The sequence below is a fragment of the Microbacterium sp. GW821-FHT01D02 genome (genome assembly GCF_059422585.1).
Window position 1 is genome coordinate 105,696 of the sequence record NZ_JBWKXB010000004.1, and the last position, 22,445, is coordinate 128,140.

The 22,445-nt window shown below is 69.0% G+C and carries 24 protein-coding genes; 4 read left to right on the forward strand and 20 right to left on the reverse strand.

Annotated elements, in window-relative coordinates; all coding sequences use genetic code 11:
- Positions 1-33: 33 nt before the first annotated feature.
- Positions 34-987, reverse strand: coding sequence for an FKBP-type peptidyl-prolyl cis-trans isomerase (locus AC07VM_RS17545; protein ID WP_267418126.1), 954 nt, complete (start codon positions 985-987; stop codon positions 34-36).
- 123 nt (positions 988-1,110) lie between these two features.
- Between AC07VM_RS17545 and AC07VM_RS17550 the strand changes: the two genes are divergently transcribed.
- Entirely contained in the window at positions 1,111-1,908 is a 798-nt protein-coding gene (locus AC07VM_RS17550; protein ID WP_494912504.1) for a lysophospholipid acyltransferase family protein, read from the forward strand.
- A gap of 17 nt (positions 1,909-1,925) precedes the next feature.
- On the opposite strand, the gene AC07VM_RS17555 is transcribed toward AC07VM_RS17550, so the two are convergent.
- Positions 1,926-2,420 carry an OsmC family protein gene (locus AC07VM_RS17555; protein ID WP_267418124.1) on the reverse strand — a complete coding sequence of 165 codons (495 nt, stop codon included), beginning with the start codon at positions 2,418-2,420 and terminating at the stop codon, positions 1,926-1,928.
- A 67-nt stretch (positions 2,421-2,487) separates the two neighbouring features.
- On the opposite strand from AC07VM_RS17555, the gene AC07VM_RS17560 reads away from it, so the two are divergent.
- Positions 2,488-3,483 (forward strand): asparaginase, encoded by a 996-nt coding sequence (locus AC07VM_RS17560; RefSeq protein ID WP_267418123.1) that lies wholly within the window; start codon positions 2,488-2,490, stop codon positions 3,481-3,483.
- Between the two features lie 56 nt (positions 3,484-3,539).
- On the opposite strand, the gene AC07VM_RS17565 is transcribed toward AC07VM_RS17560, so the two are convergent.
- From AC07VM_RS17565 to prmC, 17 genes are all read right to left on the reverse strand, one after another.
- A complete protein-coding gene (locus AC07VM_RS17565) occupies positions 3,540-6,275 on the reverse strand; it encodes an FtsK/SpoIIIE domain-containing protein (RefSeq protein WP_494912505.1) in 2,736 nt (911 codons plus the stop codon).
- A gap of 58 nt (positions 6,276-6,333) precedes the next feature.
- Positions 6,334-7,131, reverse strand: coding sequence for a PP2C family protein-serine/threonine phosphatase (locus AC07VM_RS17570; protein WP_494912506.1), 798 nt, complete (start codon positions 7,129-7,131; stop codon positions 6,334-6,336).
- 81 nt (positions 7,132-7,212) lie between these two features.
- On the reverse strand, positions 7,213-8,196 hold the full coding sequence (locus AC07VM_RS17575) for an aldo/keto reductase (protein WP_494912507.1): 984 nt from the start codon (positions 8,194-8,196) through the stop codon (positions 7,213-7,215).
- An 88-nt stretch (positions 8,197-8,284) separates the two neighbouring features.
- Positions 8,285-9,130 (reverse strand): large exoprotein, encoded by an 846-nt coding sequence (locus AC07VM_RS17580; protein WP_494912508.1) that lies wholly within the window; start codon positions 9,128-9,130, stop codon positions 8,285-8,287.
- Between the two features lie 118 nt (positions 9,131-9,248).
- Positions 9,249-9,995, reverse strand: a complete 747-nt coding sequence (locus tag AC07VM_RS17585) for a YaaA family protein (protein ID WP_494912509.1) — start codon at positions 9,993-9,995, stop codon at positions 9,249-9,251.
- 77 nt (positions 9,996-10,072) lie between these two features.
- Complete coding sequence (locus tag AC07VM_RS17590) at positions 10,073-10,333, reverse strand: F0F1 ATP synthase subunit epsilon (protein ID WP_017830988.1); 261 nt, start codon at positions 10,331-10,333, stop codon at positions 10,073-10,075.
- A gap of 2 nt (positions 10,334-10,335) precedes the next feature.
- Positions 10,336-11,790, reverse strand: a complete 1,455-nt coding sequence (gene atpD, locus AC07VM_RS17595) for a F0F1 ATP synthase subunit beta (protein WP_017830989.1) — start codon at positions 11,788-11,790, stop codon at positions 10,336-10,338.
- Positions 11,791-11,811: 21 nt separating this feature from the next.
- Complete coding sequence (locus AC07VM_RS17600) at positions 11,812-12,708, reverse strand: F0F1 ATP synthase subunit gamma (RefSeq protein WP_267418113.1); 897 nt, start codon at positions 12,706-12,708, stop codon at positions 11,812-11,814.
- 19 nt (positions 12,709-12,727) lie between these two features.
- Complete coding sequence (gene atpA, locus AC07VM_RS17605; RefSeq protein WP_267418112.1) at positions 12,728-14,368, reverse strand: F0F1 ATP synthase subunit alpha; 1,641 nt, start codon at positions 14,366-14,368, stop codon at positions 12,728-12,730.
- A 47-nt stretch (positions 14,369-14,415) separates the two neighbouring features.
- Positions 14,416-15,207 (reverse strand): F0F1 ATP synthase subunit delta, encoded by a 792-nt coding sequence (locus tag AC07VM_RS17610; RefSeq protein WP_494912510.1) that lies wholly within the window; start codon positions 15,205-15,207, stop codon positions 14,416-14,418.
- Positions 15,207-15,761 carry a F0F1 ATP synthase subunit B gene (locus tag AC07VM_RS17615; RefSeq protein ID WP_267418110.1) on the reverse strand — a complete coding sequence of 185 codons (555 nt, stop codon included), beginning with the start codon at positions 15,759-15,761 and terminating at the stop codon, positions 15,207-15,209. The genes AC07VM_RS17610 and AC07VM_RS17615 overlap by 1 nt, the downstream gene beginning before the upstream one ends.
- Positions 15,762-15,788: 27 nt before the next feature.
- Entirely contained in the window at positions 15,789-16,025 is a 237-nt protein-coding gene (gene atpE, locus AC07VM_RS17620) for an ATP synthase F0 subunit C (RefSeq protein ID WP_017830994.1), read from the reverse strand.
- A 43-nt stretch (positions 16,026-16,068) separates the two neighbouring features.
- A complete protein-coding gene (gene atpB, locus AC07VM_RS17625) occupies positions 16,069-16,854 on the reverse strand; it encodes a F0F1 ATP synthase subunit A (protein ID WP_494912615.1) in 786 nt (261 codons plus the stop codon).
- A 144-nt stretch (positions 16,855-16,998) separates the two neighbouring features.
- A complete protein-coding gene (locus AC07VM_RS17630; protein WP_267418106.1) occupies positions 16,999-17,517 on the reverse strand; it encodes a Cg1360 family ATP-synthase-associated protein in 519 nt (172 codons plus the stop codon).
- Positions 17,517-18,686, reverse strand: a complete 1,170-nt coding sequence (locus AC07VM_RS17635) for an MraY family glycosyltransferase (protein WP_267418105.1) — start codon at positions 18,684-18,686, stop codon at positions 17,517-17,519. Before AC07VM_RS17635 ends, AC07VM_RS17630 begins: the two co-directional genes overlap by 1 nt.
- Complete coding sequence (locus AC07VM_RS17640; RefSeq protein ID WP_267418104.1) at positions 18,683-19,405, reverse strand: L-threonylcarbamoyladenylate synthase; 723 nt, start codon at positions 19,403-19,405, stop codon at positions 18,683-18,685. The genes AC07VM_RS17635 and AC07VM_RS17640 overlap by 4 nt, the downstream gene beginning before the upstream one ends.
- A 52-nt stretch (positions 19,406-19,457) precedes the next feature.
- Positions 19,458-20,318, reverse strand: a complete 861-nt coding sequence (gene prmC / locus AC07VM_RS17645; protein ID WP_494912512.1) for a peptide chain release factor N(5)-glutamine methyltransferase — start codon at positions 20,316-20,318, stop codon at positions 19,458-19,460.
- A 100-nt stretch (positions 20,319-20,418) separates the two neighbouring features.
- Between prmC and cysK the strand changes: the two genes are divergently transcribed.
- Both cysK and epsC read left to right on the forward strand, forming a co-directional pair.
- Positions 20,419-21,357 carry a cysteine synthase A gene (gene cysK, locus AC07VM_RS17650; protein WP_494912514.1) on the forward strand — a complete coding sequence of 313 codons (939 nt, stop codon included), beginning with the start codon at positions 20,419-20,421 and terminating at the stop codon, positions 21,355-21,357.
- 8 nt (positions 21,358-21,365) lie between these two features.
- Entirely contained in the window at positions 21,366-21,935 is a 570-nt protein-coding gene (gene epsC / locus AC07VM_RS17655) for a serine O-acetyltransferase EpsC (RefSeq protein ID WP_267418101.1), read from the forward strand.
- A gap of 16 nt (positions 21,936-21,951) precedes the next feature.
- On the opposite strand, the gene AC07VM_RS17660 is transcribed toward epsC, so the two are convergent.
- Positions 21,952-22,359 carry a phage holin family protein gene (locus tag AC07VM_RS17660; protein ID WP_267418100.1) on the reverse strand — a complete coding sequence of 136 codons (408 nt, stop codon included), beginning with the start codon at positions 22,357-22,359 and terminating at the stop codon, positions 21,952-21,954.
- Between the last annotated feature and the right edge of the window lie 86 nt (positions 22,360-22,445).

The window sequence follows — 22,445 nt, forward strand, 5'->3', positions numbered from 1 at the left end:
GCCTAGGACACGACCCCGACTCCTCCGCGGCTGCTACTGGACGGGAGTGGTGGCGAGGATGTCGACGACGAACACGAGGCTCTCCTTCTGGAGCTCGTGGCCTTCGCTCGCGCCGTAGCCGTCCGACGGCGGCATGACGACGACGACCTGCGAGCCGACCTTCTGGCCCTCGAGCGCCTTCTGGAACCCGGCGACGACGCCCGTGGTCTGGAACTGGGAAGGCGCGGCGTCACGGCTCCAGGAGGAGTCGAACTCCTTGCCGTCGGACCACTTCACGCCGAGGTACTGCACGACGACGAGGTCGCCGGATCCGACGGTCGCCCCGTCACCCTGCTTGAGGACCGCGACCTTGGTCTCGGTCGGCGCGTCGCCCTTCGGGATCTCGACGGACGGCTTGCCGTCGTCGTCGAGCTTGACCGTCGGCATGCCGGCGGTCGGGTCGACGGGGGTGCCCGTCGCGACCTCGGGGAGCCGGTCGACGGCCTGCGCGTACACGACGACGTTGTTCTGGCCTTCGCCCAGCGCACTGCCGGGGATCGCGAGCGCGACGCGGGAACCGGCCGGCTCGCACTCGAGGGCCGCGACGAAGAGCGAGGACTGGTTGGTGTCCAGCAGCACGGGCAGCACGCCGCCCTCACCCCTGGCGGACGAGTCCAGCACCTTGTTGTCGGTCGCGTCCACGATCTGGTACTGGACGGAGACCAGGTCGTTGATGTGCAGGTCGTCGCCGTCGCCCTTCGAGATGACGGTGCGCTCGACGTTCTCGAACGCGGCGTCCGCGGGCACGGTGACCTTCGTGTCGGCCCCCTCGCCCTTGACGACGACGGCGTCGGAGGTCGCGCCGGCTGGTGCGTTCACGACGCACTCGCTGGACGCGGACGGGTCCGGGGTGCCGGAGCTGGACGGCGCGGTGCCGCCGGAGCAGCCCGCCAGCAGCAGGGTCGCCGCGGCGACGGTGGACAGGACGATGAGCGGACGCTTGCGCACAGTGAGACCTCGGGATCGCGGGCGGGACACTCCATCCTGCCCCATACCCCTTTGCCCTCGCTGGGAGACGCGGCGCGGATCTTCATTCCCACGAAGGCATGGGTCCGGGAGTAACCTGCTCTGATGACCTCTGCGCAGTCCGTCGAGCCCGAACCCGCGTCAGAAGAGGAACCCCCGTCCGAGGAGACCGCGAAGCCTCGCCATGCGGGATTCGCCTACACGCTCGGCCGGAGCCTCATCACGCCGCTCGCCCGACTCGTCTACCGACCCCGGATCGAGGGCCGCGAGAACGTCCCGCTGACCGGACCCGTCATCTTCGCCAGCAACCACCTGTCGTTCATCGACTCGATCGCGATCCCGGTCGCCGCGCCGCGTCCGGTGCACTTCCTCGCCAAGTCGAGCTACTTCGAGGGCACCGGTTTCCAGGGCTGGATGAGCAAGACCTTCTTCGAATCGATCGGCGCGATCCCGGTGCGTCGCGGCGCCGGGCAGGCCGCCCTCGACGCCCTCGACCTGCAGCGTCAGCTCCTCGAGGAGGGGCTCGCCGTCGCCCTTTACCCGGAGGGGACCCGCTCCACGGATGGGCGGCTGTACAAGGGCCGCACCGGTGTGGCGTTCCTCGCGCTGCAGACCGGTGCTCCCGTCGTCCCGGTCGGCCTGATCGGCACGGACAAGGTGATGCCCGTGGGTGCGAAGGTTCCCACCCTCAAGGAGCGCATCACCGTGAGATTCGGCGAGCCGCTCGATCTCTCTCCGCACGGCCCCGCCACGAGCGGACGCGCACGCCGCGGAGCGACCGATGAGATCATGGCCGCGATCCACGGCCTCTCCGGCCAGGAGCTGGCCGGCGCCTACAACGAGGCGCCCGCCCAGGGCACCATCGAGAAGATCAAGCAGGCGCTCCCCCACGAACGCCGCTGACACGGCGCCGAGGGACGTCAGGCGAGCGCGGTGACCGTCGCCTGGTGGCGAACGGGGAAGTTCATCGAGTTCGCGATGAAGCACCATTCGTTCGCCTGAGCGTGCGCTCGCTCGGCGGCCTCGATCATCGATGCCTCCGCGACCACGACCTCGGGACGGAGCATCACCTCGACGAACGAGCCTCCGCCCTTGCCGTCTTCGCGCATCATCCCGCTGGCCTCGTCGCGGTACGACACGACCACGACGCCCGCCGTCACGCAGGCATGCAGGTACGACAGCAGATGACACTCGGACAGGGACGCGAGCAGGAGATCCTCGGGATTCCAGCGCGACGGGTCGCCGCGGAAGGGCTTGTCCGCCGAGGCGAGCAGCTCCGGCTTCCCGGCCACCTCGATGGTCACGTCGCGGCGGTAGTCCCGGTAGCCGGACGTGCCGGAACCTGCATTCCCGGTCCAGATCGAGGTGAGCGCGTAGTGATGTTCGCCGAGGGCGCGGGGAGTCGACTCTGCCATGTCGACAGTCTGCCAGGCGCCTCCGACGTGACGTGAGCCGGTGCGGGCCCGGCGCTAGAGTTGACGGGTGCTGGAGACTCTCACCGTTCAGGATTCCGTGGAACTCGCCGTCGTCGAGCGGAGCGGATTCATCGAATCCCGCCACGTCGGCGCCGCAGTGGTGCTCTCGCCCGACGGAGATGTCGTCGCACGCCACGGCAACGCCGATGCGCTGATCCTGCCGCGTTCGAGCCTCAAGCCGCTGCAGGCGGTCGCCTGCATCACCGCCGGTGCGGTCCTCGACGGGGAGCAGCTCGCGATCTCGACGGCGAGCCACACCGGCACCGACCGTCATGCCTCCGTCGTGCGCGACATCCTCACCGAGGGCGGTCTCACGGAGGATCACCTGGGCTGCCCACCCGCCTGGCCGAGCGACTCCGCGACCCGGGACGAGATGGTCCGCGAGCACGGTGAGCCGTCGCGGGTGCGGATGGGCTGCTCGGGCAAGCACGCCGCGATGCTGCGCGCCTGCGTGGCGACCGGCTGGCCGACCGAGGGCTACCTCGACCCCGCGCATCCGCTCCAGGTGCACATCCGCGAGGTCGTCGAGCGCCTCACCGGCGAGAAGGTCGCCCACACCGCGATCGACGGATGCGGAGCCCCCGTCCACGCCATGACGCTGACCGGACTGGCGCGCGCGATCCACCGCATCGGCACCGCCTCCGACCGGTCGCCGTTCGCGCTTCACCGCGTCGCCGGCTCACTGGTGCGCGCCGTGCGGGAGCACCCGTGGACGATCGAAGGCCCCGGTCGACCGGACACGATCGCGATCGAGAAGCTCGGCGTGTTCACGAAGTACGGCGCCGAAGGCGTGATGGTGATGGTCGCTCCGAACGGCACGACCGTGGCGCTGAAGATGCTCGACGGCGCCACGCGCGCCTCCACGATCGTCGCCGCCACCCTGCTCGCCCGGTCGGGCGGCCTCACCGATGCCGACGTGGCGACGCTCGGCGACGCGCTGCCGCTCACCGTCCGCGGCGGTGCGGCGGACGTCGGCGCGATCCGTCCCGGTGCGGGCCTCTGACACGTCGCCCACGCCCGCGCTGCGGGCTGCCGTCCTCTCCGGACGCCTCCGGGCCCTCACGGCGACAGCTCCGCAAGGATCACGCGCCGGGGTGATTCCGCGCCGCGGACCGACCACGCCCGGCCCGCGTGCGGAAGGGCATACGGCGGCAGCTCCCGGACACCGGCGAGCTGCCGAAGATCGGCGGGATGCTCGGCGCGGATCAGCACCTCGCCCTCGGCACGGATGCGCTGCCAGACCGACCAGTTCCGCTGCCAGGTCTCCGCGTCGGCCACGAGGATGCCGGCCCCCGACGGAATGTGCGGCTCCGCGCTCGCGAGGACCACATCGAAACCGGGGTGTGCATCACGGAGCCGTGCCGCCACGTCGACCGCCCCGGCCGTGACGACGGCAGTGAGCGCGCTCGAGGGCTCCCAGGCCCGCAGCCTCGATCCCGTCCCTCGGACGAACGCGTGCTCGTCGGTCCAGGCGATCTGCACGTCGTGCTCACCGATCCGGGCCCGCCCGGGAGCACGGTCGCGGACGAAGGTCGCCGCTTCTCCCCCGGCTGCGAGATGCTCCACTCTGCTCGGCATGCGCAACAGCGCACGACGCGGCAGCGCCTCGAGCGCTCGCCCCAGCGATCCCGCAGCCCTGGCAGCCGTCAGAGCGAAGGACGTGCCAGTGCTGGTGCGGAGGATCTGCTCCCAACGCTGTGCGAACGGCTGACCGTACTCCGGCGGCAGCAGCGCGAACAGGGCGTCGACGTCGTCGCACAGCACGAGCTCCGGCGGACGCTCTCCTCCGCGAGCCCAGGTCTCGACGAGATCCCATGCCTCCTCGGGGTCCTCCGGCATCCAGTACGCCTCGGGTCGCTGCGCGGCGAGGGCGCGGAGGGCGGCGGTGCGACCGGATCCGGGCGCTCCGAGGAAGAGGATCCCTCGGTCTCCCCCGCACGACATCACCTCCAGCGGCTGCGACTGGTGCACCGGGTCGTCGGCGCGCCCGAGCACGACGGCATCAGGCGGCGCGTCCAGGTCGGCGAGCAGGTCCGCGAGAGGAAGGCGCGTGGGAAGGGCCGGAAGCCACGGACTGCGCGGTCGGGGCTCTGTCGCCCAGCGGATCCCGATGCGTCGCAGATCGGCGGCACCGGTCAGTGCGATGCGCAGAGCGATCGGCTCGGCGTCGGCGGGACGCCGCACGAGACCGATGCCGCGAGACTCCGTACCGCCCGGCAGCTCCGACGCCGCATCGGTTCCGATCATGAGTCGGCTGTCCGCGGCGTCGCCCACGCGCAGGCTGATGCGGAGCGGGCAGTTGGCCGCCAGCGCGTCGCGCACGACGCCGGCGGCTCGTTGGGTGCCGAGGATCAGGTGCATCCCGAGAGCCCGGCCGCGAGCCGCGACGTCCGTGAAGACCGCGCCCAGGTCGGGATGCTCCGCCAGGAGCGCCGCGAACTCATCCACGACGATGACCAGACGGGGCATCGCGACGTCGCGCACGTCCCGGGCGCCCGCCGCGGCCAGCACTCCCTCGCGGCGACGCAGCTCGGCGGTGAGGCTCGACACGCCGCGTCGGGCACCGTCCTCATCGAGGTCCGTGATGACGGCCGCCACCTGTCGCAGCTCGCGCAGCGGCTCGAAGGCGGTGCCGCCCTTGAAGTCGGCGAGGACGAACGTCACCCGATCGGGTCCGTGCTCCGCGGCGATGGCGGCGACCCAGCTGACGAGGAGCTCGCTCTTCCCCGTCCCGGTCGTGCCGGTGACGATCGCATGCGGCCCGTCCTCGACGATGTCGACCACGATCGCGCCCCGTTCGCCGCGTCCGATCGCCGCAGCCAGGCCTTCGTCCGCATGCGGCTGCTCCAGCTCGTCCAGTGTGACGGTATCCGGGAGCGTATCGACATGCTCTTCCCGCTCTGCAAGGTCGCGCGCGATGAGACCCGCCTGAGACCCGGACAGACACTCGACGGCGATGACCGCAGCCCCCTGCGGTGTGCGGAGGCGGGCACGGGCGGGTTCCCCGATGTCGATCACCGTCGTGACCCCCTCGGGCACCTCTGCGTCGGTCGACGTCAGCCAGATGAGAGCATCCGCCTCCAACCGATCGCTCTCCGGCGAGCAGACCGCCAGCCGGAATCCGCCCCGGCGTGCGCGCGCTGCGTGCGGGAGCGCACCGAGACCGACCGCGATGAGCTCCGCGCCCACGAGAGAGAGCTGTGCCGCACCGAAGCGCATGCTCAGCTGGACGACGAGCGCTCGTGCGGCCGCGACCACCAGGGGTCTCGCGCCACGCAGACAGATCCCGCCGCCGAGAGGAACCGTGATCGGAGCTTCCGTGAGCGTGCCGCAGCGCTCTCGGAAGCTCCGGCCGCGGGGATCATCCGCTCCCCCGCATCGGATGCCGCTCGTCGTGCTGCCGGCGCCCACCACGACCGGGGTCGTCGAGTCCGGGGGCCGTGCGTTCCGGAGGGGCGGTTGGACGAGGGCGGCCGCGGCGTCGGGCAGGCGCAGCCACAGCGCGTCGCGCTCCTCTCGCTGCCGGCGGAGAAGCTCTTCCTCGGCTGCCGTCCACTCACGCTCCATCTGGGCTTCCGTCTGCCGACGTTCGCGTCGCCGGCTGCGAGCGGCGTCGAGGAACGAGGCGCAGATCATCAACGGACCGAGCGCCGCGAAGCACAGCGCGAAGACCGATCCCGTGATCATCCACAGCGCGACGCCGGAGACGATCGGCACGACGGCGGCCAAGAACGGCAGCGACGCGCGACGCGAAGGGGCGGGAGCCGCCGGGAGGACGATCGGAAGGGTTTCCATGAACCCCAGTGGACCGCATGCGCGATCAGGAATCCGCGCTCTCCACAGCGCGGAGCGGCTACTCCGCGGTGTCGCCGATTGGGGAGGACGAGTCGTCCTCGTCCGTGACCTGCACGATGATGAGGGTCACGTTGTCGCGGCCGCCGTTCTCCAGCGCCGCGGCGAGCATCGCCTCGACGCCCGTGCCCGGGTCGGAGTTCTCGCGGAGGAAGTGCTGGATCCCGTAGTCGGTGAGCTCCTTGGTGAGCCCGTCCGAGCAGATGACGAATCGGTCGCCGGCGCGCACGTCGATCGTGACGTAGTCCGGGGCCGTGAGCTCGCTCGCGCCGACCGCGCGCGTGATCACGTTGCTGTACGGATGCCCTTCGGCCTCCTCCGGGCTGAGCTTGCCCGCCGTGATGAGCTCCTGGACCACGGAGTGATCCGTCGTGACCTGCAGGAGTCGGTCGTCGCGGAGCAGATAGACCCGGGAGTCGCCGATGTTCAGCACGACCCACTGGGCCTCGTCGCCGGCACCGTCCAGGTACACCCCGGTGAGCGTCGTCCCGGTGCCCTCGTCGGTCGTCTCCGGATGGTCGGCGATGTCGCCCACGGCGAGCTCGAGAGCCTTCTCGATCGCTGCGTGGTTGACCTCGCCGGCAGAGACCACAGCCTGAAGGCGCTCGACCGTGCTGCGACTCGCGATCTCGCCACCGGCATGACCGCCCATGCCGTCGGCGACGATGAAGAGCGGGTACTCGGCCAGGAACGCATCCTGATTCGTCTCACGGCGTCGACCGAGATCGGTGACCCCGGCCCAGGACAGCAGCAGCGGGCGCTGCGCAACCGTGACGCGGTGCGTCTTCGTCTCAGCCACGTGCTGCCTCCGATGAGCCTGCGTCGGGTCGGGCGGTCGCAGGATACTCACACATCGTAGTAGAACTCACCCGTGCCGCGGTCACACTCGGGCGCCCGGATCGGCGGGCAGCGGGAACAATTCGTCGATGATCTCGAGGTCAGCCGCGTCCGGGCGCCACGCATCGCCCGCCGCCGCATTCGCTTCGACCTGTGCGGCCGAGGTCGCGCCGGCGATCACGCTGGACACCGCCGGGCGGGCGAGGAGCCACCCGAATGTCGCCTGCAGCATGGTGATGCCGCGCTCGTCGCAGAACCCGCGGAAGGTCTCGATCGCATCCCACGGCGCGTCCTCCCAGACGTGCCGCCGCGTCGCCATGATCCTGCTCGACGCCGGGCCACCGTCGCGGGTGAACTTCCCGGTCAGGAGCCCGTTGTGCAGCGGGAAGTACGGGAAGAAGCCGAGCTGGTACCGCTCCACCGCCGGCAGCACCTCGCGCTCGGCCGCGCGAGCCAGCAGCGAGTAGTGGTTCTGCGCGGAGATGAATCGACCGGTCGAGCGGGCGCGCGTGGTGAACTCCGCCTCGGCGATCTGCCACCCCGTGAAGTTCGAGTGGCCGTAGTAGCGGATCTTCCCCTCGCGGACGAGCTCGTCGAGCGCGTCGGTGGTCTCGGCGATCGGCGTCTCCGGATCGGGCAGGTGCAGCTGGTACAGATCGATCCAGTCGGTGCGCAGTCGTCGCAGGGACTCCTCCACCGCCCGACGCACGTAGCGACGGGAGCCGCGGGCCGCGGGGAACGCGTAGCCCATGTCCCGCTCCTGCCCGAACTTGGTCGCCAGGACGACCCTGTCGCGGCGTCCCTCGAGCGCCTCGCCCATCAGGGTCTCGCTGGCGCCGGCGACCGCCCCGTACATGTCGGCGGTGTCGAAGAAGGTGATGTCGTTCGCGAGCGCGGCATCGATCACCTCGCGTGTGCCCGACAGGGTCTCGGTCGCGGTGCCGGCCCGTCCGAAGTTGTTGCAGCCGAGGCCGGTGGAGGAGACGAGAAGACCGGACGCGCCGACGCGGCGCTGGGACGAGACCATGTCCTCTACGTTAGCGGCCACGTCGGATCGGGCGGCATCCCGAACAGCACAGAGCCCCCGACCGGAGTCGAGGGCTCTGTGTCAGAGATCACGCAGGCGGCTGCGTGGGATCCGTCGGCGGGGCCGGCGGTGCCGCGGGCGGCGCCGGCGGTGCTGCCGGCGGAGCGGTCGGAGGTGCGGGCGGTGCTGCCGGCGGAGCGGCAGGAGGCGCCGGGGGCGTGGTCGGCGGCACCGGCGGAACCGGGGCACCCGTCGCCGGAGCGGTGGGCGTCGCCGGAGGCGCGTAGCCGGGCTGGGCGGGCGGCGCGTACCCCTGCGGGGCGGGCGGAGCGTAACCCTGCGGGACGCCGTAGCCGGGCTGCGGGGCACCGTATCCGGGCTGCGGGGCGGCGGATGCCTGTGCCGGAATGCCGTCCCAGGCGGTGCGGTCGCCGAGCAGCGAGTTCGCCGCCCACGATGCGGGCTGGATGTTCGAGTTCCAACGCGACTTGTCGAACGCGTTGATGCCGAGCCACACGGGCGGGAGGAAGAAGTAGAGGATGACCCAGACGGCATCCTTCTGCAGCTTGAGACCGACGCGCCAGGCCGCGATCAGGTCGAGGACACGAGCGGCGATGCCGGCGAGCGGGAGGATGAGGAACCAGCCCAGGAACGGGATGATCGCGCCGAGGATGCTGGCGCCGATCAGGTAGAGCACGAGCCAGGGGCTCAGGTCACCGAGCTTGTAGAAGATCATGGAGTTGTAGACCGGAACCCACGCACGCCACTTCCCCTGGACTCCCGCCTTCTCGAAGATCCTCATGTAGAACCACGAGTAGAGCGCGTAGATGGCGAGCGGCAGGATCGTGTAGACCAGGATCAGCGCGACGAGCGCGCCACCTGACAGACCCCCGTAGCCGTAGTAGTCGTCCATGGTTCCCTCCAAGAAGTTCATGATGCGGCGTCGTGCGTTGATCACAATAGCGTGTCGAAGCACCGGGCGCATGACTCTCCGCGCTCGGGCGCGTTCGATCCGGACCTGTACGGGAAGCCGGATTCCGCAGGTCTCGCAGCTACTCCGCCACGACGAGTTCGATCGTGCCAGGCTGGTCGGCGTCTCGGAGGACGATCCCCCGGGACTCGGCCCAGGACCGCAACGCACGAAGCGACCCCGCACGCGGCCGGTCCTCCGCGAGTGCGCGCACGAGCAGCCCCTTGGACTTCTTGTTGAAGTGGTTCAGCGCTCTGCCGTGCGGTGTCACGACGCGGACATAGGCGGAAGGCACGGTCACCGGAATCGGCCCGAGTGCCACGTATGCCTCGCTCCGCAGGTCGAGCACGAAGACGGGCGCTGCTGCGCCGATCGCCTCCGACGTCGCCTCTGCCCAGTGCCGGCGGAGGGGCGGGACCCCGGGAAGAGAGGTACCGGCCGCGAGGCGGTAGGTCGGCACGGCATCGAGGGCACCGACCGGGCCGAGCGGCGCGCTGTGGATCCAGACGTGCTCCCCCAGCCAGCGCCGCGAGGCCGCGGAGAGCGACGGCGCCTCGAGCGCGTCGTACAGCACCCCGGTGTAGCGGTCGACCGCCGCCATCGTGGGGGCCGTCCGCAGCGCGCGGTTGTGCGCGATGTCACCGAGCTGACGTTCGCTCAGCTTGAGGACCCGGCGCGCCGATGCCTCGTCCGCCGAGAGCTCGACGAGCGCGTCGACCACCGCGGTGCGATGCGCCGCCAGCCCGGGCAGTGCCAGCGAGCGGACATCGAGCGGCGCGCCGTCGCCGCCCACGTGCTTGGTCTCCGACGGAGGGAGCAGGATCTTCATGAAACCTCGGTGGATGCAGACGCGTCCGCCTCGGGACCCGAGCGGGTACCGAGGCGGACGTGTCGAAACGAGTGCTGCTAGGCGATGAGTGCCGCGTTGCCGGCGACGATCGTCAGGGTGTCGCCCTCCATGGAGAGGAACCCGTCCTGCGCGTTGGCCAGCACCTTGGTGCCATCGGACTGAGTGATGCGGACCTGGCCTTCGGCAAGGATGGCGAGCACCGGCTCGTGGCCGGTCATGAAGCCGATCTCACCCTCGACGGTCTTGGCGACCACGAGGCTCGCCTCTCCCGTCCAGACCTCCGCGTCAGCGGAGACGAGGCTGACATGCAGCGCCATGGTCAGCCGTTCTCCTTCTGGATCTTCGCCCACTGCTCTTCGACGTCGGAGATGCCACCGACGTTGAAGAAGGCCTGCTCGGCCACGTGGTCGAAGTCACCGCGGGTGATCGCATCGAACGACTCGATGGTCTCCTTCAGCGGAACGGTCGAGCCCTCGACACCGGTGAACTTCTTCGCCATGTAGGTGTTCTGCGAGAGGAACTGCTGGATGCGACGTGCACGCGACACGACGATCTTGTCCTCTTCCGAGAGCTCGTCGACACCGAGGATCGCGATGATCTCCTGCAGCTCCTTGTTCTTCTGGAGGATCTGCTTGACCGTCGTGGCGACGCGGTAGTGGTCCTCGCCCAAGTAACGGGGGTCCATGATGCGCGACGTCGAGGTCAGCGGGTCGATGGCCGGGTACAGACCCTTCGAGGCGATCTCACGAGAGAGCTCGGTCGTTGCGTCGAGGTGGGCGAACGTGGTCGCCGGGGCCGGGTCGGTGTAGTCATCGGCCGGCACGTAGATCGCCTGCAGCGAGGTGATCGAGTGACCACGCGTCGAGGTGATGCGCTCCTGGAGCACACCCATCTCGTCGGCGAGGTTCGGCTGGTAACCCACGGCGGAGGGCATGCGGCCCAGCAGCGTGGAGACCTCGGAACCGGCCTGCGTGAAGCGGAAGATGTTGTCGATGAAGAGCAGCACGTCCTGCTTCTGCACGTCACGGAAGTACTCCGCCATCGTCAGAGCCGAGAGGGCGACCCGCAGACGCGTCCCCGGCGGCTCGTCCATCTGGCCGAAGACGAGGGCGGTCTTGTCGAAGACACCCGCCTCTTCCATCTCGTGGATGAGGTCGTTGCCCTCACGGGTGCGCTCACCGACACCGGCGAACACCGACACACCACCGTGGTCCTGCGCGACGCGCTGGATCATCTCCTGGATGAGGACGGTCTTGCCGACACCGGCGCCACCGAACAGACCGATCTTTCCACCCAGCACGTACGGGGTGAGGAGGTCGATCGACTTGATGCCGGTCTCGAACATCTGAGTCTTGGACTCGAGCTGGTCGAAGTTCGGCGCCTTGCGGTGGATGGGCCAGCGCTCGGTGACCTCGATCGTCTCGCCGGGCTCGAGGTTGAGCACCTCGCCGATGACGTTGAACACCTTGCCCTTGGTCACGTCGCCGACGGGGACCGAGATGGCCTCACCGGTGTCGCGGACTTCCTGGCCGCGGACGATGCCGTCGGTCGGGTTCAGGGCGATGGCGCGGACGAGGTCGTCGCCGAGGTGCTGAGCGACCTCGAGCGTGATCTCGGTGGACTCTTCGCCCATCGCGATCGTGGTCTTCAGCGCGTTGTAGATGTCGGGGATCGAGTCGTGCGGGAACTCGATGTCGACAACCGGACCGTTGACGCGTGCGACGCGCCCGACGACCGCGGTCGCCGGCTGATCAGCCGGAGCGGTGAGGGTCATTTTCGTCTCTTTCCTGATGGTCTATTTGCTCGAGAGGGCGTCGGCGCCGCCGACGATCTCGGCGATCTGCTGCGTGATCTCCGCCTGACGCGCGTTGTTGCGCAGACGGGTGTAGTCGGTGATGAGCTTGTCGGCGTTGTCGCTGGCCGACTTCATCGCCTTCTGCGTCGCGGCCTGCTTGGCAGCAGACGACTGCAGGAGAGCGTTGAAGACGCGGCTCTGGATGTACACCGGCAGGATGGCATCGAGAACGGTCTCGGCATCCGGCTCGAACTCGTACAGCGGGTAGACGGTGCTACCGGCTTCCGACTCATCGGCTTCCGTGATCTCCAGCGGGAGCAGGCGCACGGATTCCGGCGACTGCGTCATCATGCTGACGAAACGGTTGTACACGAGGTGGATCTCGTCGACGCCGCCGTCCTGCCCACCACGGGAGAAGGCCTCGAGCAGCGTGGCCGAGATCTCCTCCGCGGTGTGGAACGACGGGGTGTCGGTGTCGCCGGTCCACTCCGCAGCGGAGGCGAGGCGTCGGAACTGGAAGTATCCGACGGCCTTGCGACCGATGAGGTAGAAGACCGGCTCCTTGCCCTGCTCCCGCAGGAGCTCCGCCACCTCGAGACCCTCACGGAGGATCTGCGAGTTGAAGGCTCCGGCGAGACCGCGGTCCGAGGAGAAGATCACGACCGCGGAGCGGGTGATGTTCTCGGACTCGCGGGTCAGCGGGTGATCCACGTTCGAGTGCGTCGCGACGGCCGATACGGCCCTCGTCACGGCACGCGCGAAGGGAGTGGACGCCTTGACGCGTGCCATCGCCTTCTGGATGCGCGAAGCCGCGATGAGTTCCATCGCCTTCGTGATCTTCTTGGTCGTCTGAGCAGAAGAGATCTTCTGCTTGTAGACCCTGAGTTGAGCGCCCATATGTCAGTACCTCACGCGGTTACGCGCGACGACCCTTGACGATCTTCTCCTGGTTGACGTCCTCAGCCTCGGCTGCAGCGTGCTCCTCGTGGCCCGGGGCGCCGATGGCGTGACCCTTGCCGCCCTGGAACTCCAGGATGAAGGCATCCGTCTGCTTCTCGAGCTCGGCGACCGTGGCGTCATCGAGGACGTTGGTGTCGCGCAGCGTGTCGAGAACCGTGGTGTTGCGACGCAGGTAGTCCAGGAGCTCGCGCTCGAAGCGGAGGACGTCCTCCACCTCGATCGTGTCGAGCTTGCCGTTGGTACCGGCCCAGATCGAGACGACCTGCTCCTCGACGGGGTACGGCGAGTACTGAGGCTGCTTGAGCAGCTCGGTCAGGCGCGCACCGCGGGAGAGCTGACGACGCGAGGCCGCGTCGAGGTCGGACGCGAACATCGCGAAGGCCTCGAGCGAGCGGTACTGCGCCAGCTCCAGCTTCAACGTTCCGGAGACCTTCTTGATCGACTTGACCTGCGCGTCACCACCGACTCGCGAGACCGAGATACCCACGTCGACCGCCGGACGCTGGTTGGCGTTGAAGAGGTCGGACTGGAGGAAGATCTGGCCGTCGGTGATCGAGATCACGTTGGTCGGGATGTACGCCGAGACGTCGTTCGCCTTGGTCTCGATGATGGGAAGACCCGTCATGGAACCGGCACCGAGCTCGTCGGACAGCTTCGCGCAACGCTCGAGCAGACGCGAGTGCAGGTAGAACACGTCACCCGGGTAAGCCTCGCGGCCCGGCGGGCGGCGCAGCAGGAGGGAAACGGCACGGTAGGCCTCGGCCTGCTTCGACAGGTCGTCGAAGATGATGAGGACGTGCTTGCCGCCGTACATCCAGTGCTGGCCGATGGCCGAACCGGTGTAGGGAGCCAGGTACTTGAAGCCGGCGGGGTCGGAAGCCGGAGCGGCCACGATCGTGGTGTACTCCAGGGCGCCGGCCTCTTCGAGCGCGCCCTTCACCGAAGCGATGGTCGAGCCCTTCTGGCCGATGGCGACGTAGATGCAGCGAACCTGCTTGTTGACGTCGCCCGACTCCCAGTTGGCCTTCTGGTTGATGATCGTGTCGATCGCGATGGCCGTCTTGCCGGTCTGGCGGTCACCGATGATCAGCTGACGCTGACCACGGCCGACGGGGATCATCGCGTCGATGGCCTTGATGCCGGTCTGCATCGGCTCGTGCACCGACTTGCGCTGCATGACGCCGGGCGCCTGAAGCTCGAGGGCACGGACAGCCTCGGTCTCGATCGCGCCGAGGCCGTCGATCGGGTTGCCGAGCGGGTCGACCACGCGGCCGAGGTAGCCGTCGCCGACGGGGACCGAGAGGACCTCACCGGTGCGGGTGACTTCCTGGCCGGCCTCGACACCGGTGAACTCGCCGAGGACGACGACACCGATCTCGTGCTCGTTCAGGCTCTGCGCGAGACCCTTGGTGCCGTCCGCGAAGATCACGAGCTCGTTCGCCATGACGCCGGGCAGTCCCTCGACGTGAGCGATGCCGTCGGCGGCGTCGATGACCGTGCCGACCTCGGTCGCCCCGGCCCCGGAGGGCTCGTATGCTGCGGCGAAGTCCTTCAGCGCGTCACGGATGACGTCGGGGCTGATCGATAGTTCTGCCATTGTCTTCCCTTTGTATCTGGGTGCGCGGTTCCCCGCGCGAAGTCGTGTTAGCCCGCGAGCTTCTGGCGAAGGTCGGCGAGTCGTGCGGAGATGCTGCCGTCGATGACGTCATCGGCGATCTGCACGCGCAGACCTCCGACCACGGCGGGGTCGATGACGACGTTGAGCGACACCTGACCGTCGTAGCGACGCGAGAGCGAGTCGCTGAGACGGGCGCGCTGCGCGTCGGTGAGGGCAGCCGCGGTGTGAACCGTGGCGACCACGCGACCGCGCTGGCTCGAGACGATGTCCATCGCCCGGTTCAGCAGCCGACGCACGCGGCGTCCGCGCGGCTGACGCACGAGCGACGAGATGATCAGCGTCGTGGCGGCGCTCGTGGAGCCTTCGGCCAGGAGACGCTCGATGAGCGTGCTCTTGGCGTCTTCTCCCCCGATGTGGCTGCCGAGCGCGAGCTCGAGCTCGGGGTTGGCCGCGATCACCCGGGAGAAGCCGAACAGCTCCCCTTCGATGTCCGCATCCGGCTCGGCGATCGCGGCAGCGCGGATCGCGAGCTCCTCGATACCGTCGACGAGTTCACCCGCGTTCGACCAGCGCTCAGCCACGGCGGTCTTCAGAACGCCCTGACTGCCTGCGGAGAACCCGCCGAACACCGCGGCGACGACGTTCTGTCGTGCCGCGGCGGGAGCGGAAGGGTCAGCAAGCGCGCCGCTCAGCTGGGACGACTCGCTCACAGCACGCGCGGCAGCCAGCAGCTCCCGTGCGGTGTCGAGAGAGACGTCCTTCGCTGCGGCAAGCGTCTTGATGGATGCCGCGAGTGCCTGAGTGGTCGCGCTGCCCATTACTGAGCCGCCTTCTCGGATGCCTCGAGCTCGGCGAGGAAGCGATCGACGACAGCCGTCGCACGTGCGTCGTCGGACAGCGTCTCGCCGACCACGCCACCGGCGAGGTCGATGGCGAGCGTTCCGACCTCGCTGCGCAGCGAGACGAGAGCGGTCTGACGCTCGGCCTCGATCTGCGTGTGCGCGGTGGCGGTGATGCGTGCGGCCTCGGAGGTCGCGGCATCCTTCGCCTCGGCGACGATCTTCTTGCCGTCCTCACGGGCGGCCTCGCGGATCTCGCCGGCCTCGGTACGCGCCTCAGCGAGCTGACGCGTGTACTCCTCGAGTGCCGCCTCCGCCTGCTTCTGCGCCTCGTCGGCCTTGGCGATGTTGCCCTCGATCGCGGCGGAGCGCTCATCGAGCATCTTCGTCAGCTTCGGAAGGGCGACCTTCCAGACCACGATGAGGATGACGATGAACCAGAGGCCCGACCAGATGATGTCGTACCACGCAGGGATGAGCGGGTTGTTCGGCTCACCCTCTGCTGCGAGGTTCGTGACAAGAGCGTTCAGCATCCTGTCTCCTTCAGAAGTCGGTGAGGATTACGGGAAGGGAATGAATGCGACGGCGATGCCGACGAATGCAAGCGCCTCGGTGAAGGCGATACCGATCCACATGAGGACCTGGAGACGGCCGGCCAGCTCGGGCTGACGAGCGACACCCTCGATGGTCTTGCCGACGACGATGCCGACGCCGATGGCCGGGCCGATGGCGGCGAGGCCGTAGCCGACCGCTCCGAGGTGACCGTTGATTTCAGCGAGAACCGTAGTAGCGTCCACGGGTTTTTCCTTTCGTTGGGTGGGAAGGCTGATGCCTGCCCGCTCAGTGCTCTTCTGCGACCGCGAGCTGGATGTAGACCGCGGTGAGGACGGTGAAGACGTATGCCTGGAGAACGGCGACCAGAATCTCGAAGAGAGTGAAGGCGCCGCCGAAGGCGAGGGTTCCGACACCGAGCGCGGCCCAGCCGCCGCCTGCGGTGAAGAAGAAGAACTGGGTCGCGGAGAACGCGAGGACCAGGATCATGTGCCCCACGACGAGGTTCATGAGAAGACGCAGCGTCAGCGTGACGGGGCGCAGGATGAACGTCGAGATGAGCTCGATGATCGCCACGATCGGCATCGCTGCCGCGGGGACGCCCTGCGGGAACAGCGAGTTCTTGAAGAACCGGAAGCCGTGGCGCTTGATGCCCGCGTAGATGAACGTCACGTAGCTGACGATGGCGAGCGTGAGCGGCACCGCGATGATCGCCGTTCCCGGCATGTTCAGGAACGGGATGATTCCCGTGATGTTCATGAACAGCACCATGAAGAAGATCGTGGTGAGGATCGGGAGGAAGCGGTCGCCGTCCTTGCGCCCGAGCATGTCGTGGGCGACGTTGGTCCGGACGAAGCCGAGCCCCATCTCCGTCAGGCTCTGGAAGCGTCCGGGCACCACCTTCATGCGGCGGGTGCCGAGCCACAGGAACAGCACCACGGCGATGACCGCGAGGAGCTGCACCAGATGGATCCGGTTCACAGGGATGGGTCCGACGTGGAAGAGGATCTCAGGGAAGAAATCGTCGATCGAAGGGCCGTGGAACTCGCCGTCAGAGGCGAGTCGAGGGGTCAGGGTCGCAGCAAGATTGAACAGCGCGGGCTCCAGCTTCGGGGCACCGGTCTAAACCGGGGCGACGATGGTCGGTGTGCTACACAGCGCAAGCGCTCGCGGGCGAGCGGCGGGCACGTCTCAACAGTATCAGAATCTGAGGGTCCCCTAAGACCGCGGACCCTCCTCGAGGGGCTCGTCATCGACCTTGTTCGCCGCTCCCGGGGCGCGATCCTCCGGCACCTCGGTCGGCAGGGTCGCATCGCTGACGTTCGGCAGGCGCATGCGGGTCAGCACGATCACGTCGATCGCGAGCGACATCAGCACTCCGGCGACGATCGAGAGGAAGAACACCATGGGGTGCAGCCACGGCTGTCCCGCGAGCAGGATCATCGCCACGACGAAGAGGCCGAGCTTGAGGAGCCAGCCTCCGAGCACGATCGCGAAGAAGAGCTGCACGTAGATCGGATCGCCGTACCAGCGGTTCGCGATGAGGATGCTGATGCCGGTGATCGCCAGGAAGACGGCGGCCAGGAGGACGCCGAGGAGGCCGCTGACGAGCCCCTCCCCCTGCGCGACGAGGTAGCCGATGCCGCCGGCGACGACGGCCAGCACGGCGGTCGCCACCGCCGACCAGATGAGGGTGCGACGCAGGATCGGCGTGCTGGAAACGGGGCTCGGGCTCATCAGGACTCCACGGGTGTCGGGTCGGTTGCGGCGGCCGCTGCGCTCTTCCTGCGGCGGGTGGGGCTCAGGGTGACGACGAGGCAGGCGGCGATGCCCACGATGCCGAAGCCGACGCCCGGCAGATACTGGCCGGGCCAGTCCTCCCGCGCTCCGACGTACATCAGCAGGACGGCGAGTGAGATCACGGCCGTCCAGGCGTAGAAGATGAGGACCGCGTCGCGGTCCCGGTGGCCCAGGTCGAGCATCCGGTGATGCAGGTGCTTGCGATCGGGCGAGAACGGCGAGCGGCCCGCGCTCATGCGCCGCAGCACGGCGAGGCCGAAGTCGAGCAGGGGCAGCAGCACCACGAGCAGCGGCAGCAGGATGGGCAGGAACGCACCGACCAGCTGGGAGCGGCCGACGCGCTCGGGGTCGAGGGCCGAGGGGTCCATCTGCCCCGTGATCGCGATCGCCGACGTCGCCATCAGCAGGCCGATCACCAGGGCGCCGGAGTCGCCCATGAACAGCTTCGCCGGGCTCCAGTTCAACGGCAGGAATCCGAGACACGCGCCGATCAGCACGGCGGCGATGAACGTGGACAGGTTGAAGTAGCTGGAGGCGCCGGAGTCACGCGTGAAGATGTAGGAGTAGGCGAAGAACACGCCGTTCGAGATGAGGCACACGCCCGCGACGAGGCCGTCGAGCCCGTCGATGAAGTTCACGGCGTTCATGACGATCACGATCGCGAACATCGTGATCGTGATGCTCAGCCAGCTGGAGACCACGATCAGATCGCCGAACGGCAGCGACAGGATCTGCAGGCCGCCGCCCACCGTGATGAGGCCGGCCGCCAGGAACTGCGCACCGAGCTTGATCATCCAGTCGATGTCCCACAGGTCGTCCACCACGCCGATGATCGCGATCAGCAGCGCCGCGCCCAGGATCGACCACATGGTCTGCGGCGGGATCCAGATGCTGTGGAAGAACGGGTTGATCGCCGAGAACCCGAAGGCCGCGGCGATGCCGAGGAAGATCGCCACTCCGCCGAGGCGCGGGGTGGGCGTGGTGTGCACGTCCCGCTCGCGGATGCCCGGGTACAGCTTGAAGCGGAGACTCAGCCGCCACACCACCCAGGTCAGCGCGAAGGTGATCGCGGCTGTGATGAGGATCGTGGCGAGATACTGCTTCACGAATCCGCGTCCTGCTGCTCCTCCGCATGCGCGTGGTCCTCGGGCTGCTCCTCGGGCTCGAGCAGATCGCCGAGCACCTCCTGCAGCTGCTCGCGCGTCACGGCGCCGTCACGGAGGATGCGCACGGTCGCGGGTTCGGCGTCGGGGCGGACGAGCGAGGTCGCGTCGACGATGGTGGAGGCGATGCCGTCCTTGCTCAGCCCGTCGGCGAGGTAGACCGCGACGCTGTCGCCCAGCATCTTCTCAGCGTCGTACGCCGAGATGGCCGCGGGTTGACCCGTGAGATTCGCGCTGGAGACCGCGAGCGGGCCGGTCTCGGCCAGCAGCTCCAGGGCCACCCTCCCCTCCGGCATCCGGACGGCCACCGTGCCGAGGGTCTCCCCCAGGTCCCACACCAGCGACGGCTGGGCGGGCAGGACGATGGTGAGCCCACCGGGCCAGAACGCCTCGACCAGGCGCTCCACGGGCTCGGGGACGGACTCGGCCAGAGCGGCGAGCGTCTCCTTCGTGCCGATCAGCACGGGCGGCGGCTGGTCGCGGCCTCGCCCCTTGGCGTCGAGCAGTCGCTGGACCGCGGCCGGGGAGAAGGCGTCGGCGGCGACGCCGTACACGGTGTCTGTGGGCATGACGATGAGGTCGCCACGGCCGATCGCCTGGCGCGCATTGCGCATGCCGGCGAGCAGCTGCGACTCGTCGCGGCAGTCGAAGATGGTTGACATGACGGTTCGATTCTATGCGGCGCGGGTGTTGCAGATGCTCGGAGGCGCCTGATCAGGGCCTGAGCGCAGTCGTGGCGCGGTCGCGCAGCGTGAGGTCGCGATGCGTCGCCGGCGCCCGCCACCCGTCGGCGGTGAGGATCTCGCGGATCGCCTCGCCCTGCAGCTCGCCGTGCTCGATCACGAGGAGACCGCCCGGGCGCAGCAGATCCCGCGCCCGCGAGCTGAGCACGCGCACGATGTCGAGGCCGTCCTCTCCGCCGTAGAGCGCCAGCGCGGGGTCGAAGAGCCGGACCTCGGGATCGCGGGGGATCGCGGCGTCGGGGACGTACGGCGGGTTCGAGATGACGACGGACGCCGTGCCGTCCAGCTCGGGGAACGCCTGCCCCAGATCGGACAGGACGAGCGTGAGGTTCTCGACACCGGCGACGTTCCGGCTCGCCCAGGCGTGCGCGTCCTCCGAGAGCTCGGCGGCGAAGATGCGGGCGTGCGGGACCTCGGTGGCCATCGCGAGGGCGATCGCCCCGCTGCCGGTGCCGAGATCGATGCCGATCGGGGCGGGGTCGGCCGCGTTCAGCAGCGCATCGATCGCATACTGCACGACGGTCTCGGTCTCGGGTCGCGGGACGAAGACGCCCGGTCCGACCGCCAGTTCGAGATGACGGAACGGCGCGGTCCCGGTGATGTGCTGCAGGGGCTCACGGGTCGCCCGTCGCGCGACCAGGGCGTCCAGCGCCTCCACCGCGTCGTCGTCGACCCCGTCGCCGCGGATGATCGCGGCCTGCACCTCGCCGCGGCGAAGATCGAGCGCATGACCGGCGAGGAGCTCGGCGTCGACCAGAGGATCCGGGACGCCGGCGTCGGCCAGGCGCTGGGCGGCGGCGCGCACGATCGCGGCGAGGGAGGTGTCGGGCATGGGTTCCAGCGTAGAGTGCTGACGGCTGTCACAAAGCCGACCGCGAAGGCCCCCTCACGTAGGCTGGACCGGCAGCGACCCCCGCACAGGAAGGCTCCTCATGCCCGGCATCCACTCCGACATCACGACCGCGTTCGGCAACACCCCGCTCGTGCGTCTGAACCGCGTGACCGAGGGCCTGGGAGCCACCGTCCTCGCGAAGCTCGAGTACTACAACCCGGCCTCCAGCGTGAAGGACCGCATCGGCATCGCCATGATCAACGCGGCCGAGGCATCGGGCGAGCTGACCCCCGGCGGCACGATCGTGGAATCGACCAGCGGCAACACCGGGATCGCCCTGGCGATGGTCGGCGCTGCGCGCGGCTACCGGGTCATCCTGACGATGCCCGCCTCGATGTCCAAGGAGCGCCGCGTCCTGCTGAAGGCCTTCGGCGCGGAGATCGTGCTCACCGACCCCACCAAGGGCATGAGCGGCGCGATCGAGGAGACCAAGCGCATCGTCGCCGAGACCCCCGGCGCCATCTGGATCCGCCAGTTCGAGAACGCCGCGAACCCGCAGATCCACCGCGAGACCACGGCACAGGAGATCCTCCGCGACACCGACGGCGCAGTCGACATCCTCGTCGCGGGCGTCGGCACCGGCGGCACCGTGACCGGCACCGGCCAGGCACTGAAGGCAGCGAAGCCCAGCGTGCAGGTCATCGCCGTGGAGCCCAGGGACTCCCCCGTGCTCACCGAGGGACACCCCGGCCCGCACAAGATCCAGGGCATCGGCCCGAACTTCGTCCCCGACGTGCTCGACCGCGAGGTGCTCGACGAGATCCTGACGGCCGAGTTCGAGGAGTCGCTGCGCGTCGCGCGCGACCTCGCAGCGAAGGAGGGACTGCTGGTCGGCATGTCCTCCGGAGCGGCCGTCGCCGCAGCACTGAAGGTCGCCGCGCGGCCCGAGAACGCCGGCAAGACGATCGTCGTGGTCATCCCGGACACCGGTGAGCGCTACCTCTCCACCGCGCTGTTCGAGGACCTGCGCGAAGACTGAGACCGTCGATGGGCATGATCGGGCGAATGCGCGAGGACATCGCGGCGGCTCGCCTCCGTGATCCGGCTGCGCGCAGCGCCGTCGAGGTGGCTCTGCTGTATCCGGGACTCCACGCCATCTGGGCGCACCGCGTCTCGCACGCGCTGTGGCGGCGCCGGCTGCGGCTGCTCGCGCGCGCCGGCTCCCAGGTCTCGCGCTGGTTGACCGGGATCGAGATCCATCCCGGCGCGAGGATCGGACGCCGCTTCTTCATCGACCACGGCATGGGCGTCGTGATCGGCGAGACGAGCGAGGTGGGTGACGACGTGATGCTGTACCACGGCGTGACCCTCGGCGGACGCACGCGGACGTCGGGCAAGCGGCACCCCACCCTCGGGGACGGTGTCGCTGTCGGTGCCGGAGCGAAGATCCTCGGTCCCGTGACGATCGGGGCAGGCTCCGTGGTCGGCGCGAACGCGGTGGTCACTCGCGACGCCCCGGCGGACAGCATCCTCGTCGGCGTTCCTGCCAAGCCTCGACAGCGCCACGTCGGTGAGGACACGCGGGCTCTCCTGACCGCCCCCGACTACGCGATCTGAGCGGCGACGCGCAGGACTAGCGGCGACGGCCCTTGGCGGCGTCGACCTTCTTGCGCAGGAAGATCAGCGGGAGCACGACACTGCCGACCGCGGTGATCAGCCACACGATGACCGACCCGAGCAGCCAGCCGGTCAGGTCCGTGATGCGCAGACCACCGATGGGGAGCAGCACGACCACGACGAGCGAGATGAGCGTCGAGAAGATCCCGATGCCTCCCATCAGCACCGGCGCGTAGCGATCGGCGAGCTTTCCGACCCACGGCGCGAGCACGCTCTGCAGGATCGCGAAGATCAGGATGCAGATGACGAAGCCCCACCACTTGTCCCACTCGATCTGGAACCCGTCGAGGAGGAGGTCGGCGGCGATGAGGCCGAGACCGGCGGACACGACGTACATCAACCCGCGGAACAGGAGTGTGATCACGCGCCTGAGCCTAGCGCCCCACGCCCCGCGCGTGCGGACAGCGACGCTCCGACGGACATCCGCGTCGCCGAAGACGACGACGGCGC

What these genes read in the sequence shown, in the direction of transcription:
- AC07VM_RS17550 (WP_494912504.1), top strand. Translation starts at nt 1,111, where the DNA reads ATGACCTCTGCGCAGTCCGTCGAGCCCGAACCCGCGTCAGAAGAGGAA.
- AC07VM_RS17555 (WP_267418124.1), bottom strand. Translation starts at nt 2,420, where the DNA reads ATGGCAGAGTCGACTCCCCGCGCCCTCGGCGAACATCACTACGCGCTC.
- AC07VM_RS17565 (WP_494912505.1), bottom strand. Translation starts at nt 6,275, where the DNA reads ATGGAAACCCTTCCGATCGTCCTCCCGGCGGCTCCCGCCCCTTCGCGT.
- AC07VM_RS17575 (WP_494912507.1), bottom strand. Translation starts at nt 8,196, where the DNA reads ATGGTCTCGTCCCAGCGCCGCGTCGGCGCGTCCGGTCTTCTCGTCTCC.
- AC07VM_RS17580 (WP_494912508.1), bottom strand. Translation starts at nt 9,130, where the DNA reads ATGAACTTCTTGGAGGGAACCATGGACGACTACTACGGCTACGGGGGT.
- AC07VM_RS17585 (WP_494912509.1), bottom strand. Translation starts at nt 9,995, where the DNA reads ATGAAGATCCTGCTCCCTCCGTCGGAGACCAAGCACGTGGGCGGCGAC.
- AC07VM_RS17590 (WP_017830988.1), bottom strand. Translation starts at nt 10,333, where the DNA reads ATGGCGCTGCATGTCAGCCTCGTCTCCGCTGACGCGGAGGTCTGGACG.
- atpD (WP_017830989.1), bottom strand. Translation starts at nt 11,790, where the DNA reads ATGACCCTCACCGCTCCGGCTGATCAGCCGGCGACCGCGGTCGTCGGG.
- AC07VM_RS17600 (WP_267418113.1), bottom strand. Translation starts at nt 12,708, where the DNA reads ATGGGCGCTCAACTCAGGGTCTACAAGCAGAAGATCTCTTCTGCTCAG.
- atpA (WP_267418112.1), bottom strand. Translation starts at nt 14,368, where the DNA reads ATGGCAGAACTATCGATCAGCCCCGACGTCATCCGTGACGCGCTGAAG.
- AC07VM_RS17610 (WP_494912510.1), bottom strand. Translation starts at nt 15,207, where the DNA reads ATGGGCAGCGCGACCACTCAGGCACTCGCGGCATCCATCAAGACGCTT.
- AC07VM_RS17615 (WP_267418110.1), bottom strand. Translation starts at nt 15,761, where the DNA reads ATGCTGAACGCTCTTGTCACGAACCTCGCAGCAGAGGGTGAGCCGAAC.
- AC07VM_RS17630 (WP_267418106.1), bottom strand. Translation starts at nt 17,517, where the DNA reads ATGAGCCCGAGCCCCGTTTCCAGCACGCCGATCCTGCGTCGCACCCTC.
- AC07VM_RS17640 (WP_267418104.1), bottom strand. Translation starts at nt 19,405, where the DNA reads ATGTCAACCATCTTCGACTGCCGCGACGAGTCGCAGCTGCTCGCCGGC.
- prmC (WP_494912512.1), bottom strand. Translation starts at nt 20,318, where the DNA reads ATGCCCGACACCTCCCTCGCCGCGATCGTGCGCGCCGCCGCCCAGCGC.
- cysK (WP_494912514.1), top strand. Translation starts at nt 20,419, where the DNA reads ATGCCCGGCATCCACTCCGACATCACGACCGCGTTCGGCAACACCCCG.
- epsC (WP_267418101.1), top strand. Translation starts at nt 21,366, where the DNA reads ATGGGCATGATCGGGCGAATGCGCGAGGACATCGCGGCGGCTCGCCTC.